At 41.4% G+C, this 16,338-nt stretch carries 13 protein-coding genes and 1 riboswitch; of the genes, 4 read left to right on the forward strand and 9 right to left on the reverse strand.

Annotation, left to right across the window (positions count from 1 at the left end; all coding sequences use genetic code 11):
• Positions 1–33: 33 nt before the first annotated feature.
• Entirely contained in the window at positions 34–1,026 is a 993-nt protein-coding gene (locus SJ2017_RS03640) for a class 1 fructose-bisphosphatase (RefSeq protein ID WP_080914895.1), read from the reverse strand.
• 234 nt (positions 1,027–1,260) lie between these two features.
• Here SJ2017_RS03640 and SJ2017_RS03645 point away from each other — a divergent pair, with 234 nt between their 5' ends.
• Positions 1,261–3,531, forward strand: coding sequence for a S9 family peptidase (locus SJ2017_RS03645; protein WP_080914896.1), 2,271 nt, complete (start codon positions 1,261–1,263; stop codon positions 3,529–3,531).
• A gap of 51 nt (positions 3,532–3,582) precedes the next feature.
• Here SJ2017_RS03645 and SJ2017_RS21390 read toward each other — a convergent pair whose 3' ends face one another.
• Both SJ2017_RS21390 and arcA read right to left on the reverse strand, forming a co-directional pair.
• Positions 3,583–3,726 (reverse strand): hypothetical protein, encoded by a 144-nt coding sequence (locus SJ2017_RS21390; RefSeq protein WP_156003132.1) that lies wholly within the window; start codon positions 3,724–3,726, stop codon positions 3,583–3,585.
• A 48-nt stretch (positions 3,727–3,774) separates the two neighbouring features.
• Entirely contained in the window at positions 3,775–4,491 is a 717-nt protein-coding gene (gene arcA / locus SJ2017_RS03650) for a two-component system response regulator ArcA (protein ID WP_080914897.1), read from the reverse strand.
• 682 nt (positions 4,492–5,173) lie between these two features.
• On the opposite strand from arcA, the gene SJ2017_RS03655 reads away from it, so the two are divergent.
• The 3 genes from SJ2017_RS03655 to SJ2017_RS03665 all read left to right on the forward strand — a co-directional run bounded on the left by SJ2017_RS03655 (position 5,174) and on the right by SJ2017_RS03665 (position 8,911).
• The gene (locus SJ2017_RS03655; protein ID WP_080914898.1) at positions 5,174–5,608 is read left to right on the forward strand and encodes a DUF3293 domain-containing protein; all 435 of its coding nucleotides are present in this window, start codon (positions 5,174–5,176) and stop codon (positions 5,606–5,608) included.
• A 440-nt stretch (positions 5,609–6,048) separates the two neighbouring features.
• Positions 6,049–6,225: riboswitch (Lysine riboswitch) on the forward strand.
• Positions 6,226–6,368: 143 nt separating this feature from the next.
• Positions 6,369–7,718, forward strand: coding sequence for a lysine-sensitive aspartokinase 3 (gene lysC / locus SJ2017_RS03660; RefSeq protein ID WP_080914899.1), 1,350 nt, complete (start codon positions 6,369–6,371; stop codon positions 7,716–7,718).
• A 53-nt stretch (positions 7,719–7,771) separates the two neighbouring features.
• A complete protein-coding gene (locus SJ2017_RS03665) occupies positions 7,772–8,911 on the forward strand; it encodes a succinylglutamate desuccinylase/aspartoacylase family protein (protein WP_080917383.1) in 1,140 nt (379 codons plus the stop codon).
• A 60-nt stretch (positions 8,912–8,971) separates the two neighbouring features.
• Here SJ2017_RS03665 and SJ2017_RS03670 read toward each other — a convergent pair whose 3' ends face one another.
• From SJ2017_RS03670 to gshB, 6 genes are all read right to left on the reverse strand, one after another.
• Positions 8,972–10,102, reverse strand: coding sequence for a site-2 protease family protein (locus SJ2017_RS03670; protein ID WP_055022663.1), 1,131 nt, complete (start codon positions 10,100–10,102; stop codon positions 8,972–8,974).
• A 99-nt stretch (positions 10,103–10,201) separates the two neighbouring features.
• Positions 10,202–10,582, reverse strand: a complete 381-nt coding sequence (locus SJ2017_RS03675) for a DUF4144 family protein (RefSeq protein ID WP_080914900.1) — start codon at positions 10,580–10,582, stop codon at positions 10,202–10,204.
• 178 nt (positions 10,583–10,760) lie between these two features.
• Complete coding sequence (locus SJ2017_RS03680) at positions 10,761–12,428, reverse strand: DUF342 domain-containing protein (RefSeq protein WP_080914901.1); 1,668 nt, start codon at positions 12,426–12,428, stop codon at positions 10,761–10,763.
• 177 nt (positions 12,429–12,605) lie between these two features.
• Positions 12,606–13,637 (reverse strand): class I SAM-dependent methyltransferase, encoded by a 1,032-nt coding sequence (locus SJ2017_RS03685; RefSeq protein WP_080914902.1) that lies wholly within the window; start codon positions 13,635–13,637, stop codon positions 12,606–12,608.
• A gap of 161 nt (positions 13,638–13,798) precedes the next feature.
• A complete protein-coding gene (locus tag SJ2017_RS03690) occupies positions 13,799–15,304 on the reverse strand; it encodes an alkaline phosphatase (RefSeq protein WP_244899766.1) in 1,506 nt (501 codons plus the stop codon).
• A gap of 71 nt (positions 15,305–15,375) precedes the next feature.
• Positions 15,376–16,329 carry a glutathione synthase gene (gene gshB / locus SJ2017_RS03695; RefSeq protein ID WP_055022659.1) on the reverse strand — a complete coding sequence of 318 codons (954 nt, stop codon included), beginning with the start codon at positions 16,327–16,329 and terminating at the stop codon, positions 15,376–15,378.
• Positions 16,330–16,338 lie beyond the last annotated feature (9 nt).

The raw sequence follows: 16,338 nt of genomic DNA on the forward strand, positions 1-16,338 counted from the left end.
CCAATTGGCGGTTTTTTTATTAAGTGTGCACGATTATGCAATATCTGGTTCGTTACTATAATCAAGTCCATGATAGCTTAAGCAAGCATCGACTTCGTTTGCACTACCTAAGATAACCGCAACACGCTGATGAATTTCTTCAGGGGCAATATCCAAAATATCACCATAGCCAGTAGATGCCTTACCACCGGCCTGTTCTACTAATAGTGCCATAGGGTTTGCTTCGTACATTAAACGCAGCTTGTATGGCTTCTCTGGGTTCTTATTGTCAGTTGGGTACATGAAGATACCGCCACGACATAATACGCGATGAACATCGCCCACCATCGCAGCAATCCAGCGCATGTTAAATGACTTTTCTCGAGGACCAATGTTACCCAGCAATAATTCACTGATGTAAGTTTGCATTGGTGCTTCCCAAAAGCGCTGGTTTGACATATTGATGGCAAATTCTGCAGTGTCTTTACTGATGTTAACCGCTTCATCAGTCAGTAAAAACTCATTGGTATCAGGATTTAGGGTGTATAACTGAGTACCTTGGCCAGTGGTTAATGCCATCATGGTTGATGGTCCATAAAGCACGTAACCTGCAGTAAGTTGCTGACGACCATTTTGTAAAAAGCTGGCTTCTGTTAATTCGCCATCTTGTGCTGGCAAGATTGAAAAAATAGTGCCAACAAGCGAATTGATATCAATGTTTGATGAACCATCTAAGGGATCAAAACACACAAGGAATTCGCCTTGTTTATTGACTTCAACGACATAATCTTCTTCTTCTGATGCGAGTCCACGCACGTTTCCTTCGGCTTTTAACGCATCTTTAAGCATGTCATTAGTGATAACGTCGAGCTTTTTCTGAGTTTCACCTTGAACATTTTCTTGCTCTGTTGCGCCCAAGACGCCAGCAAGTGCGCCGTGGCGAACCGCTTGACTGATGTCTTTCGAACAGTCAGCTAAGCGCAAAATGAGTTGTGAAAGTGAGTCGGGTACTGCTTGTTTTGTAAGGGTTTGTGTCAAAGTTTGCATGCTTGTTCCTAAGACAGTAGAGGTTAAGGTCGGTAACCAGTGGTTAATGTTTTAATTTATTGGCAACGATAATACCTCAGATTGACGCACAATACAGCGTGAAAAAGTTGAGCAAGTTAGGACGGGATACCGATTTGTTATAAACTCAGGCAAAATAACGAATTCTAGTAGGCATTAGGTTAAATAAATAATTCAAATAATGAAATTTGCCTCGGTTTACAGCAAGGAATAACAATGACAAATAAATGGAAAGCGACATGGTCAGCTGTGTCGGTAATGTCGTTAGCATTGGCTGGCGCACTGGTTTCTTCACAAGCAATAGCGGCGACGAAAATGACAGGAAATTCTACCCCACTCACTATCGAACGTATTCATGCATCACCTGCCTTAGCAGGAGCAAGCCCAAGAGGGTTAAAGCTGTCACCTGATGGCAGTCGAGTAACTTATCTTGCGAGCCGTGAGGATAACCAATATTTGTTTGATTTATGGCAGATGGACATTAACACGGCAAAGCGCAGTATTTTAGTGAATGCTGATCAACTTGCTGCAGGCGAGCTTTCTGACGAAGAAAAAGCTCGCCGTGAACGTCAGCGTATTTATGGTCAAGGTATCATGGAATATTTTTGGGCTGATAACAGCCAAGCTATTCTGATCCCAGCAGCGGGGCAACTCTATTACTTTACTCTCGAAAACAACAAGGCGACGGCATTAAACACTGGCGAAGGTTTTGTAACCGATGCGCGTTTATCGCCTAAAGGCGATTTCGTGTCATTTGTGCGAGAGCAAAATATTTATGTCCTTAACCTTGCTAATGAAGCCGTTACGCAACTGACTTTTGATGGAAAAGGCCCTATAAAAAATGGGATGGCTGAATTCGTTGCCCAGGAAGAAATGGGACGTATGACCGGGTGCTGGTGGTCGCCTGATGAGTCTGCTATTGCTTTTACTCGGATTGATGAGTCAGGCGTTGAGTTGGTGACTCGAAATGAAATTTATGCAGATGGCATCAAACTGACTGAGCAGCGATATCCATATGCTGGAAAAGCCAATGTTGAGATTGAGCTTGGTGTTATTCAATTAAGCGATGATTTATCTGACAACCTTGTGTCTTGGGTCGATTTAGGCAGTGAAAAAGACATGTATTTACCACGAGTAAAATGGTTACCAGATAGTCAGCATTTGTCTTTTCAATGGCAAAGCCGAGATCAGCAAGCATTAGATTTACGTATTGTGAATGTCACAAAAAAAGCCGCAGCCAAAACCTTAGTTGCTGAACTCAGTGAAGCTTGGGTGAATTTAAATGATGATTTACATTTTTTAAAACAACAAGATTCATTTATTTGGGCCTCTGAGCGAGATGGATTTAATCATCTTTATGTCGTGGATTTAAATGGCAAGGTACAAAGACAGCTAACCCAAGGCGACTGGGTGGTGGATGCGCTTGAACTGGTAGATGAAAAAGCAGGTTGGGTTTATTTCTCTGGTCGAAAAGATAGCGTGGTTGAGCGTCATTTATACCGCGTGCCATTAGCTGGTGGTAAAATTGAGAAGTTATCATCTCGTAGTGGCATGCATTCAGCAGTGTTTGCAGATAATAAGCCTGTGTACTTAGATTATTTTAGTAGCTTAAGTCAGCCACCACAGGTGAGTTTACATGATGAAACGGGTGAACAATTAGCTTGGGTTGAACAAAACGAAGTCACTAAAAGCCATCCTCTATATGACTTTGCTGGTTTGTGGGAAATGCCTGAGTTTGGCGAGCTTAAAGCTGAAGATGGCCAAGCATTACAGTATCGCTTATTTAAGCCTGTACCATTTGATGACAGTAAAAAGTATCCAGTAGTGGTTCGTGTTTATGGTGGTCCACATGCGCAATTAGTCGTTAATAGCTGGAGTGAGGCGGATTACTTTACTCAGTATTTACTTCAACAAGGCTTTGCAGTATTTCAGCTTGATAATCGTGGCTCTGCCCATCGCGGCACAAAATTTGAGTATGTAATTTATCAAAATATGGGCGATGCGGAAGTTGAGGATCAAAAAGTCGGGGTTGATTACCTGAGAAGCTTACCGTTTGTTGATGGTGATAATATTGGTATTTATGGACATAGTTATGGCGGGTACATGGCGCTTATGGCGCAGTTTAAAGCGCCTGATTATTTTAAAGCGGCAATCTCTGGGGCTCCGGTAACGGATTGGCGTTTATATGATACCCATTACACAGAACGTTACATGGGTCACCCAGAAAAAAATAAAAAAGGGTATGATGCAGCGAGCGTTTTACCATATGTGAAAAATTATCAATCAGGTTTGATGATGTATCACGGCATGGCCGATGACAATGTATTGTTTGAAAACAGTACGCGTGTTTATAAGGCATTGCAGGACGAAGGTAAATTATTTCAGATGATGGATTATCCAGGTTCGAAACATTCAATGCGTGGTGAGAAAGTGAGAAATCACCTTTACAAATCATTGGCTGCTTTCTTGGAAAATGAGTTGAAGTAAATGGCTGTAGTGGTACTCATTGCCCTCAATTTGATTGTGGGGGCATTGTGTTTAAAGAATTTGATAGAGTTGCTCAACAATAATCGTCGCCATTAAAGGGGTGTTAGGTTTAAGGATAAACAAGTAAGTGCGTAATGCACTTTGGCGAGATGTCATATGCTGATCATTGTAGAAACGTGACTGATACAAAGTCATAAAAAAAGCCAAGTCAATGACTTGGCTTTTTTGTATCACTATTAGTGATTAGTCTTCTAAGTTACCGCAAAAACGATAGCCTTCACCGTGGATAGTCGCGATGATTTCTGGCGTATCAGGTAAGCTTTCGAAGTGCTTACGAATACGACGGATAGTAACGTCAACAGTACGGTCATGTGGCTTAAGCTCACGGCCAGTCATTTTCATTAACAGGTCTGCACGAGTTAAGATTTTGCCTGGGTTTTCAACAAAGTGAAGCATTGCACGGAATTCACTACGTGGTAGCTCGTAAGACTCACCTTGTGGGCTAACTAGAGAACGACTGTTGATTTCTAAGCTCCAACCATTGAAACGGTAGAATTCAACTGAACCTTTCTCTTCTACTTCTGCGCCAGTGCTATTAACACGAGTTAATAAGTTACGAGCACGGATAGTTAATTCGCGTGGGTTAAATGGCTTAGTGATGTAGTCATCAGCGCCAATTTCTAAACCAAGAATTTTGTCAACTTCGTTATCACGACCAGTCAAGAAAATAAGACCGATGTTGTTGATTTCACGAAGTTCACGAGCTAACAATAAACCGTTTTTACCAGGAAGATTGATATCCATAACAACAAGATTAATCTTATTATCCTGCATGGCAGTGTGCATTTCTGCGCCATCGTTTGCTTCAGTTACTACATACCCTTCTGCTTCAAAAATACTGCGCAGAGTATTACGGGTTACAGCTTCATCTTCAACAATAAGAATGTGTGGGTTTTGCATGTTATTTACCTAAATTAAAAACAATTCGATTCTAGTCATGTTGCACTAGGGCGGTGGCACTGCTTATTTATGAAAGTGCCGATAATTTTTCAATTTCACGATAGGTGTTTATCTATGTCTGCCCTGAACAAAACACGCTTCATGACTAACTACATTATATACATTCAGCTTAATACATCATTAAAGTGACATACGTGACATAAATGTGATCATAAAAAATCAATACTTAGATTGTATGCTGAGTATTAATTGACTCACAATCAGTCGAAAGATCTATTAAAACAATGATTCATAAAACTATGAGATTAGATTGCTCGTTAAAGTTCCTTGGCAAACTAATTATTGTTCTATATTTATATCATCTAAAATGTAGAACAAAATGTACAAGCTTGAAAATTTAGTAGCAATTAAACTACTGAAGTATGTAACTGCTTGTATCACTGTTAATAGTTATGTAGCAAAATCTAGCTAGTGATGATTATTGTACTCGTTTTAGGCATTTGTTAACAAATGAAATGTTAACAAATTTGCTCTCTAGAATTGTTACAAAATTGGTTTTTTAGGTAAGCTCCTGATTTAAAAGGTTAATATAATTATGGTTCTTGTGACTTGTATCACATGGGCTGTCACTGTAATAAAGGGTTTGCTACTGTAAACTGGGTTCAACAGAGAAAATGAAATAATGGAAAATGCAATTGAGTGCCTTTGGCACAAATATCAAGGGACACAATTCTTACTAACGCAGAGACTTGCGAATGATATTCCTTTTGCAATCGTCACTGCTCATAACCCGTTAGGGAGTATCTTAACTCCTTGTCAAAACCGTTTGCTCGACCGCAAATTACAAACCAAAATCGAACAATATAAGCGTCCATATCGCTCGCTTATTGGAGCCGCTCCCGATTTATCTCATATGGAAAAAAGCTGGGCTATTTTTATTGATAAAGAACAAGCTTTGGAGCTTGGACGCGAGTTTAAACAGCATGCAATCTATTATGTCAATCAAGGTCGTTTGTCATTAGTTGCTTGTGGCGATGCACCTGATAAAGAAGTGATGATAGGCGATTTTATGACTCGCACTCAGGTGGTCAATGAGTTGCCTGACCTTCATGAGTAATTTATTGATTGATAAAGCAGTTCCGTCAAGCTGATACTGCTAGTCATCTATTATATCAACGCATTAGGGCAGCTGATAAACCCACTTTATATAGACAAAGTGTGCTGTATTGATTTGAACTAGAAATGGCTTATGGAAGGCCGACCTATCTAAAAATGCCTTTATTCAGAGTTTGAAACTAAAACTTCCCTTATGGTCTATTTAATATAGCTAAATACTGAATTGTTAGCATTTTACGTTAAAGTTAATGCTTGCTTTCATATCTTTAGTGTCTGTAAATAAAGCTATTTTTATCCAAACTATTTAAATATCTAAGCTGATGTGATGACAGCGAGTATGAATGTCGTATATTCAGTATTCAGTTATTTAGTAATTTTATTACATTCCATAATTGACTTAGGTGGTTATTTATTGGTATTTTTCAATTTCTTCCTGAGGGAAGAAACAGAAGAGGAGCGTTAGCTAGGTAGTAAGTGCGAGGAAAACCAATTCCTAAAACCACTTATGAGGGAGATTAGCGCCGAGGTATGTCAAATGGTTGGTTTCATTTCATATCGGTCGATTAGGCTGAATCCTAACGATTGTCACCTATTCATTGGTGGAGAGCTTCTGGTGAAGATTGCTGTTTCCCTTCTTATAAGGGTGCGTTATCACTGCACCAGGCTCTTCGAACGAAGTAAGTTCGGAGTGTAATCATGTTTTTTAATCTAAGTAGTCAATTCGCATTTGTATGTCAGCCTTCAAGCGTGGAGGTGTCAGTATGAGCTTAGTTGTAGCTAAATTCGGTGGAACCTCTGTGGCAGATTACGCTGCAATGAACCGCTGCGCCGATATTATCTTAGCGAACAGACATACTCGAGTCGTTGTTGTTAGTGCATCCAGCGGCGTAACTAATTTATTGGTGGAGCTTACGCAAGCTAATGTGAATGACAAGCGTCGTTTAGCATTACTGACGCAAATTGGCCAAATTCAATATGACATTGTTGATCAGCTCGATCGTCCTCAAGATGTTGCCGCAGGTATTGATAAGTTACTTAGCCGTATGTCAGTGCTAAGTGATGCGCTTGTATTAGATCGCAGTAAAGCAATCATTGATGAATTACTTTCAATGGGAGAGCAATGTTCTTCATTGCTATTTTCTGCTGTTATTCGTGAAAAGGGCACTCCTTCAAGTGCATTTGATGTCAGACAAGTATTACGTACAGACAGCCATTTTGGCCGCGCAGAGCCGCAAATAGAGCAAATAGCATCGTTAGGTGCTGAGCATTTAGCACCACTATTAGTCAATGAAGTTATTGTTACGCAAGGTTTCATTGGCGCTGATGACCAAGGGCGCACCACCACTCTTGGCCGTGGTGGTAGTGATTATTCAGCAGCACTGTTGGCAGAGGGCTTAAAAGCTGATGCGGTAGAAATCTGGACCGATGTAGCAGGTATTTATACAACCGATCCTCGTCTTGCTCCCAATGCTAGACCAATCCCTGAAATCAGTTTTAATGAAGCCGCTGAAATGGCAACATTTGGTGCTAAAGTATTGCATCCTGCGACGATTCTTCCTGCCGTTCGTCAACAAATTCAAGTGTTTGTTGGTTCAAGTAAAGCTCCAGAGCAAGGCGGTACTTGGATTCGACATCAAGTAGAAAACGCTCCCGTTTACCGTGCTGTTGCATTAAGACGTGATCAAACCCTGCTTAATTTGCACAGCCTGCAAATGTTGCATGCACAAGGCTTCCTTGCTGAAACATTTGCGACATTAGCCAAGCACAAAATCTCAGTTGATCTGATTACTACTTCAGAAGTGAATGTTTCATTAACGCTCGATAAAACAGGATCAGACTCTAGCGGTCAGGGGTTATTGAGTGAGTCATTACTGCAGGAGTTATCACAGCATTGTCGAGTTCGTGTTGAAGATAAATTGGCGTTAGTGGCTATTATTGGTAATAAAATTGCCTCAACAGCAGGGATTTGTAGCCGTGTTTTCTCAGTATTAGAAAAGCATAATGTGCGAATGATTTGTCAAGGCGCAAGCCCGCATAACTTATGTGTATTAGTGGCAGAGTCTGAAGCGGCAGATGTGGTCAACTCATTGCACCAAAATTTATTTGAATAATAGGAAGTGTTCACCAAGTAACAATGCTTGGAACATATGAGGCTAAAGAATATATGACAGAAGCGAATCGCACCTCCAACGCTCACGTATCTACAGTTCAATTAGGTGAATTGGCTACTGGCCAAGCGCTAACAGCTCCTATTTATACGTTTAAAGGAAGTGATAGTGCTGCACCATCTGTCTATATTCAAGCCAATGTTCATGGCGCAGAAGTGCAAGGTAACGCGGTAATTCATCAGTTGATGACGCTATTGGAAGGTCATCAAATCTTAGGTGATATACATTGTGTTCCTCTTGCTAACCCATTGGGGATTAATCAAAAAAGTGGTGAGTTTACTCTTGGGCGATTTGATCCTATTACGGGAGTGAATTGGAATAGAGAATATTTTGAACATGCCGCAATAGTGGCAGACATTCCTAATTGGTATCAAGCAAACAAGGCTTTATCAAATAATGAGTTGTTCGCCGCATTTAGAGTGTTATTAGCACAAAGCTGTCAGCAACGTTTAAATAACTCTTGGGGAATTAGCACGGGGCATCAACTCGCGGTGACACTACAATCGATGGCGCATCAAGCGGATATTGTATTGGATTTACATACCGGCCCTAAGTCTGCAAAACATCTATATTGCCCAGAGTATGATGTCGCATCTGCGGCATATTTCTCAATTCCTTATTCATTGGTTATTCCTAATGAGTTTGGCGGTGCTATGGATGAGGCTGCATTTTACCCGTGGTGGCAGCTCCAACGCTTTTGTGCGCGTCAAGGGAGGCATTTTGACGTCCCCGTAGCGGCGTTTACGCTTGAATTGGCGAGTCAAGAGCGTGTCGATATGGCTGATGCAGAACTCGATGCGATGGGGATCTTGGCGTACTTAAGTCATAGAGGTGTGATCGCAGAAAAAGTGCAACCTGCACCAATGAAGCGTTGGGGATGTGATTTAGCTAACTATAAAAAATTCCATGCACCAAAAGCTGGATTAGTGGAGTATTGCGCAGAGGTAGGACACCCTTTGAAAGCTGGCGAGCCGTTAGTGACCCTTTTACGACTTGATCAATACGGAACAGAGAATGCCATGACGACAATCAGTTTACCTTGTGATTGCGTGCCTGTTTTACACTTTGCATCAGCATCAGTTCACCAAGGCACAGAGCTTTATAAGGTAATGACCAAGGTTTTTGAGATCAGTTAATGGTGAGTCGCTGGCATTAGCAATGATATTGCAAACTGCCAGCGATAGCATATTGAAGTATTAACTCTTTAAAATTTCAAGCGGCATAGCCAGCATCTCGTCGCCTGAAGCTGCAAAATACCAAATAATAGCGATAAGTAGACCAACCGTTAAAAAGTACCAAACCGTAGAGAAAATTTGCCCATACCTATCTAAGGGTAACAGGTGACTTTGGTGTCGAGTTTTCCACTCAAATACAATCTCTAAACTACCAATTAGCAACAAGAACCCTAATAAAGCCAGCCCCAAGCTGTAACTGATAAATACGCCTATTGCCGCTCCAGCGATACAGGCTATTAGCCCTACCATGCTGTTCATCGAAAACGTGATGCTTTTAAGAATATGGCCGCCATCTAAGGGTAAAATTGGCAGTAGATTAAACAGATTTAGTAAGGCGTTAAAACTGGCTAAACCTGCAAAAAAGATATTGCCGGTGATCCAATAAGCGACCATGCAGGCTATTGACATCAAGAGGCCAAATGTTGGCCCCATGATAGAGATGACGACATTTTGCCATCGAGTATTTATTCGCTCATCGCTGACAGCTAAACCGCCCATGAATGGGATAAGGTAAATCCCTTTGGTTTTCATACCAAAGTGCTTCATGGCTTTAATATGGCCATATTCGTGAACAACCAGACAGGCAATTAATGCTAGTGCAAATTCAATTGAAAATAGCCATGAATAGGCCGCGACACTTGCCGCAGCGAGCATAGCTTTGACAACTTTGGCACTTTTTAATAGCTTGAACCCAAGTGAGGCTAAGCCAATCATACTGAATTTTTGCGTTTTAACAGGAGCGACTTCAGGCACTTGTTGCTCGATATCTTTAGTATTTCTCTGCCCTTGAGCTACTGTGTCATTATCAACCAAAATCGTGTAGTTAATGATAAAAGGCTGCCACTGGACATCAGCCTCTACTCTTACTTTTACAATGGTTTTACTGGTTTCAGTAATAATGTCATCAGTCGTTGCTCCCGCCATTGAAGCCGGGCGCGATAATTCGAATTCGTGCACATTGAAAGCCTGGTTATCTGCTGATGCCGATTTTTGAGAGACTAATTGATTATCCCAGTAAAGTTGTTGCCAACCGGCCATAGAGCCTTCTAATCGTAGACGTTTGCCAAGGCATTCTATATTCAGCAGTTCCATATTTTTTGCTGTTCCATTGTTGTGTGATGAGTCATGATGAGTGAAGTAGCGATGGTGAAATTGCTAGGCATTTTGCCCGATAGGTTGCAGTGACTCAAGCTAAATAGATTCAAGATATGCCACAGTGTCGATACCTTGCTTGATATCCGTAAACACCAGTTTGGCACTGCAGCAATGATCATTAAGGGTCGCATGTGTGCGTACGTATTGAATAAAGGTCACTAAATCTATGGGGTGCTGGCTTGCTCTAAGTTGTGGTAATTCCGCTGTTGGGTGATTAGCCTGATGTTGTTGAGGGTGAGCTTGCGCCTCGATAACAATATCGAATGTAGAGCCCTCGCTATCTAATAACCTATCGTTACTACTTATGAGGTGCAGTTGTAAACAACAATACTCTAGCCAGTCAGTCTGATTAGCGAGGTAAATGAGCTCTTCACTTGTTTGCTGTTTTATAATTGCTGGCCAACAAATCGATAGCATCGAATTCTTCTCTAATGGTCAATAAATTCAGTCAACTTGTTAACTGTTTCCTAAGTACGATTTTTAGTAAAAAAGCGATTAGGTTTCTCACGTTGAGTGTTTTAAAAGTTGCTGTTTGATAGCAACAATTATCATGCTAATTGCAGCATTAGCTGATCGCAATCGGCCAAGTTAGAAATTAATGGCTACCATAATCGAAACTGATTTCATTATGGAGGTTTTTAACATGACAAGGGCCATGTTCACGCTGGGTGCGATTTTGCGCTGGGCCAATATGAATCTCTACATTGGCAAAGATGTGTTTCTCTGCTTGCACAAAATATTTACTGTAATAGCCATCCACTTCTTGCTGAAGTTGCTTACATTCTGCTTCAGCTTTCGCACGGCGATTGGCGATTTCTTTTTTCTCATCAAGCATCATTTTCACTTGCTCAATCATTCCCGCATCTGTTTGCCACTCCGTTTTAGGAGGCAGCTTTCTTAAGCGAGACTCGATATCTAATCCTGCGACAACAAGCTGCTTAGCTTGGTCATCACTGGCTTTAGCCTCAGCTTTGAGCTCAGTTTGATCCATGGCGCAATAAAGCTCAGTCTTAGTGCCAGCCGTTGCGCCAAAGGCTACAGCCTTAATGCCTTTTTTAGCGGTCGCTCGCCCGCCGACAAGATCGCCTCTTCTGGCATTAGGATCGCTAACGGTAATGACATTGTCTGAAACTGAATGGCTATGAAGCAGTTGTTTAGTGACTAAGATGTCACTTTTGGCGGTTAAATTGGAATATTGCACAAATTGAGCACAGATTTGGCCACGGGCAGTAATATGGGTACTTAACTCATGCTCTTTAATTTGTCGGCCAATGACTCCTTTACTGACAATTACATCGCCTTGGGCTTCAAGGCTAGCTGAGTCTACAAACCCCATAACAGTAATGTCACCAGTGCTTTTTACTTTCATCCCCTCGTGGACATCGCCTGTGATTAAGACACTACCTTCAAAATCAACATGGCCGTATTTTACGTCAACATCTTTAATTTGCAGCACATCATCTACTTGCATACCTTTTGGTGTTTCAACAGGTTGACCAGATACTGTTGCGACAAGTTGGTTGGTATCGCTACTTAATAATTCAGTGCCATTACCAGGCTTCATTTGCAGATCTTTGCCCTCAATCTGCATGATAGGTTCCCCGTGTACGTTATAGCCTGGAGTACCGGTAGTCGCAGGCGTTTTTATCATTAAAACGTCGCCTGGCTTCACCATAATCATTGCGCCCAGATTTCGCATGTCGACAGAGCCATCTTCACGTTCTTGAGGTTGTAATAACCGTTCACGAGCAAGGGGGACTTGTCTTGTTAATGTTGCATTAATGCCATTTACTGCCAATTTGCCAATGGCGATTTGGCTACTGCAACTTTCACCCGGCGGTAAAATCGCTAATTGCTGGATCAGAGATTGAATTTTAGGTTTGCTTAATCCCATTTTGACTTTATGGGATTTTAGGGTGTTAAGGATCATTGGCAGTGAAGGGTCTTTTTCACCCCATGCTGATTCTAATGTCATAGAGGCCGACATTTTATCTTCGCTGATTTCTATGGTCACACTGCCATCAGCTCGTTCACCAATGATAAAAAATAACTCATGCTTACCATTGTCATGAGTGCTGAGGGCATTAACTTCAGCGACACAATTATGAATATTGTGGGTTAACGGTTTCAGCATGGCAAACTCTGCCTGTGTAAGTAGCTGTTTTACGTCATCTTCAGAAATTGGCCCATGAATATTGGGCGTAACACGAAACTCTACTTGGGTTTGAGTTTCATTAAAAACAGCCATGCTCCAATCTAGCATAAAAACCCTTATTAGCCATGAGACTTAAATGCGTGTTAGCTCATGTATTGTTTTTCATAATGTGTGATGTTGATATCAAAATGTAGCTGTTTTTATGAATAAAGACTAGATAATTATCAAGCTTATGAGCGCAAATTGAGAATTAGCACTCATCTTTCTTTAGTTGTTAATTTGTTGTTACTTATGGAAAAAGTACAATTTGTACTTATTATTTTCAGCAGGAACATTAACTTGGCCAAATTCAGCTGCAATTGTGTCTGCGTACGGAAGGTTACGGTTAGCCACAATTTGCCATACACCATTGGCAGATAAACTGCTGGCGCTTTGTTTGACGAAATCTTTGGCAATATGTGTGGTGGCGGCTAATCCATCGTGAAACGGCGGATTAGAAATTATACCGTTAAATTGCCCTTGTATTTGTTTAAAGCCATCTGATGGATAAACTTTAGCAGTCATCTGATTGGCAGCTAAGGTCAGCTCGCAGGCTTTGAGCGCCATTGCATTAATATCAATACATTCAACGTTAAGTTGTGGGTTTACTTTAAGCATTGCTGCACTAATAACGCCAGCTCCACAGCCGAAATCTAGAACTCTTCCCGATAATTCTGGCAGGTTTGACAGCAGTAATTCAGTACCTTGATCGAGCTTTTTCTCACTGAATACGCCAACAAGGTTACAAATAGTAATGTCTCCTTGTGGTGTCGATAATGAATAGTGGCTGACCCAATCTTCAATCGAGAATATTGGTGCAATTGCGGTTAATTCAGCAATGAATAGTAAACAGTGTCGAGCATTATCGCGCTTTAATGGCGCAGAATAATAGTCAGGCAATAGTTTTGCTAAGGATTTTACTCCGCCTTTATTGTCGCCAATAACGATAAGCGTACCGCCAACAGATAGATGTTGAGCTGCTAATTGAAATAGGTAGGGCGCTAATGCTTTTGCTTTTGGAAAGTAGACAATGACTGTATCAAATTTTTGCTTGGTATCGTCAGGCAGTTGGTGGCCAAAGTAGCTCGTAAGATGCGCTTTTTTCTGATTAGCCACATATTGATAATGATTAAAATCAAGCGCTAAGCTTGTAACTGATGCAGCATGACTAAGGAGCTCTGATGCGAGAGTATCGGCTTCATGATTTAAAATCAGCAGGTGCTGGTTTTCGATGAATTGAACATTGCGCATTAAAACTTGAGAAGTGTTGGTGAGCACAGAATCGACCTTAATAAATTAACTCAGTTGTTATGAGGGCGATTATAGCAAAGAAGTGCTGAACTGTTTACGTTATCAAAGCGTGTTTATTAAAGGTAAACTTGCATAAAAAAGGGCACAGCTAATACTGCGCCCTTTCATCAAGAGATGAGATTTAGGGGTTATCGAGCAGCTTTAGGCAATAAACTCATCATCTTAGTGGCGATATCAATATTATCTTGGTGACCACTGAATAAGATTGCTCCCGGTCCAGCGGCAAACACTTGTACGTCATCAGCAGTGTGTCCTAAAGACGTCCAACCTGTGTTTGTACGAAGATCTATGACAGATAAAATGGTTGTAAATAGCTGCTTTTGTCCCTGCATTCTTGCAGCGCTAAGCTTAGCGATTTCTTCGTCTGTTGCCTCAAAACCAATGAGCTCGTTAAATCGTTTTTGCCATTCATCAGTTGCGATTAGTGCTTTTGAAATCATTTCAGGTGAAGCCGTTATCTGATGAAGAATCGCGGGCTCCCAAGCGTATTCATTATTTGCGCCGATAGATAGGCCACCGGTATTGTGGTCAGCAGTAACAACCATTAGCGTATCTTGGCGTTCACGAACAAATTGCTCCACAACCTCGATAGCATTAGCGAACTCATCCATTTCTCCCATGGCCGTGGCGATATCATTTGAATGGCCAGCCCAGTCGATTAGGCTACCTTCAACCATTAAGACAAAACCTTGCTCGTTTTGAGATAATAAATCTAATGCTTTTTGAGTTAAGGTGCTGAGTTTGTGTCCTTGTTTGTCATCGATGACCCAAGGCAGTTGCACATCGGCAAACAGTCCTAGCACTTTAGGTTCGGTTATAGAGTCTAATTGAGCAAACTCTGTGATGTGCTGATACCCTTTATCGGTAAATTGCTTCAGTAAGGCTTCTGAAAAATATTTTTGTCCGCCACCTAAAATGACATCTGCATCAGAGTTAAAGTAGTCCTCAGCGATTTCGACATAGTTTCTGCGGTGTTCATTATGGGCAAGAAAAGCCGCTGGTGTGGCATGATTTACCTGAGATGATACAGCTACGCCAGTTGATAAGCCTCGCTTTTTAGCCATTTCCATAATGGTTGTCAACGGACGTTTATTTTCATCAACAGCAATGGCACCGTTATAGGTTTTAAAGCCCGTCGCTAAGGCTGTGGCTGATGCTGCTGAATCTGTGACATATCCGCTAACAGGTGCAGGGTAAGTGCTTGACATGCCGACAAGTAAGCGATCAAACACTGTTTGTTCAATCTCTTGTGTTTCAGGGTTATCTTTAAAATAGCGGTAAGCGGTGGTGTATGCGGGACCCATACCATCACCAATCATAATGATCATATTCTTGGGTTTAGCCGGGCCTGAAGTTTGTTTTGCTTTTTTATTAGGAATATTAGTGATGGGCGCGACAATAGGTGTTGATGAGTCCTTGCTTGAAGCTGTGTCAGAATTTGTGGCTTGTGGTGCTGTGCTTGGAGCACTAGAAACTGTGGTATCAGAAACACTAGAAACTTGAACCTGTACTTGATTGGTCTGTTTGGTTGCTGCAAGCATATTGGCTTCTGCTAATGGCTGACTTGCCATAGAAACCGATGAGAAACACAGGGTCATCCCAAGCATTAAGCTCAGTGTTGTTCTTATTGTCATGATAAATCCTGAAGTAAAATTAAGGCTCAACTTGATGGTAAATGACCGTCATTATTGAGCCTATAATATTGTTAAGCTTGTTTATTGATTCGTGCTTCAATTGCGTCCATTAGCATGCCGGTAATATCGACATCAAACGCAGCTTCAATTTCTTTGATGCACGTTGGGCTAGTAACATTGATTTCGGTGAGCTTATCTCCGATAACATCTAACCCAACAAAGATTAGGCCACGCTTTTTAAGTTCAGGCCCTAATGTGCGTGCAATATGAAAATCGCTTTCAGATAGCGGTTGAGCAACCCCGCTGCCGCCTGCCGCTAAATTACCTCGGGTTTCACCTTTCATGGGTATACGTGCAAGTGAGTAAGGGACTGGCTCACCATCAACAACTAAAATACGTTTATCACCTTGCTTAATTTCTGGGATAAAGCCTTGCGCCATGGCGTAGCGTGAACCGTGCTCTGTGAGCGTTTCTAAAATAACGCCAATGTTCGGGTCATCTTGTTTTACACGGAAAATTGATGCGCCACCCATACCATCAAGTGGTTTAAGAATAATATCGCCTTTTTCAGCGAGGAAAGCACGGATGCGTTTGGCATCACGAGTTACCACGGTTTCAGGGGTAAACTCTGGAAACCAAGCAGTGAACAATTTTTCATTCGCATCACGCAAACTTTGTGGTTTGTTGACGATTAAAACGCCTTCTTCTTCAGCGCGTTCAAGCATATAAGTGGCATAAATGAACTCAGTATCAAATGGCGGATCTTTACGCATTAAAATGACATCTAAGTCAGCAAGTGGCGTATCTTCGCTGTCGCCTAATTCAAACCATTTAGTGGCATTATCTTCAACTGTCAGTGAACGCATGGTTGCCATTGCCTTGCCATTTACCATAGCGAGATCTTGCATTTCCATATAATACAGTTCGTAACCACGAGATTGGGCTGCCATTAACATTGCAAAACTTGAGTCTTTTTTGATGTTAATGTCGCTGATTGGATCCATTACTATGCCGAGCTTAATCATACTTTATCC

The sequence above is a fragment of the Shewanella japonica genome (assembly GCF_002075795.1).
GTDB lineage: Bacteria > Pseudomonadota > Gammaproteobacteria > Enterobacterales > Shewanellaceae > Shewanella > Shewanella japonica.

What these genes read in the sequence shown, in the direction of transcription:
- SJ2017_RS03680 (WP_080914901.1), bottom strand. Translation starts at nt 12,428, where the DNA reads ATGCTAGATTGGAGCATGGCTGTTTTTAATGAAACTCAAACCCAAGTA.
- SJ2017_RS21390 (WP_156003132.1), bottom strand. Translation starts at nt 3,726, where the DNA reads ATGACTTTGTATCAGTCACGTTTCTACAATGATCAGCATATGACATCT.
- gshB (WP_055022659.1), bottom strand. Translation starts at nt 16,329, where the DNA reads ATGATTAAGCTCGGCATAGTAATGGATCCAATCAGCGACATTAACATC.
- SJ2017_RS03640 (WP_080914895.1), bottom strand. Translation starts at nt 1,026, where the DNA reads ATGCAAACTTTGACACAAACCCTTACAAAACAAGCAGTACCCGACTCA.
- SJ2017_RS03665 (WP_080917383.1), top strand. Translation starts at nt 7,772, where the DNA reads ATGACAGAAGCGAATCGCACCTCCAACGCTCACGTATCTACAGTTCAA.
- SJ2017_RS03645 (WP_080914896.1), top strand. Translation starts at nt 1,261, where the DNA reads ATGACAAATAAATGGAAAGCGACATGGTCAGCTGTGTCGGTAATGTCG.
- SJ2017_RS03670 (WP_055022663.1), bottom strand. Translation starts at nt 10,102, where the DNA reads ATGGAACTGCTGAATATAGAATGCCTTGGCAAACGTCTACGATTAGAA.
- SJ2017_RS03675 (WP_080914900.1), bottom strand. Translation starts at nt 10,582, where the DNA reads ATGCTATCGATTTGTTGGCCAGCAATTATAAAACAGCAAACAAGTGAA.
- SJ2017_RS03690 (WP_244899766.1), bottom strand. Translation starts at nt 15,304, where the DNA reads ATGACAATAAGAACAACACTGAGCTTAATGCTTGGGATGACCCTGTGT.
- lysC (WP_080914899.1), top strand. Translation starts at nt 6,369, where the DNA reads ATGAGCTTAGTTGTAGCTAAATTCGGTGGAACCTCTGTGGCAGATTAC.
- arcA (WP_080914897.1), bottom strand. Translation starts at nt 4,491, where the DNA reads ATGCAAAACCCACACATTCTTATTGTTGAAGATGAAGCTGTAACCCGT.
- SJ2017_RS03655 (WP_080914898.1), top strand. Translation starts at nt 5,174, where the DNA reads ATGGAAAATGCAATTGAGTGCCTTTGGCACAAATATCAAGGGACACAA.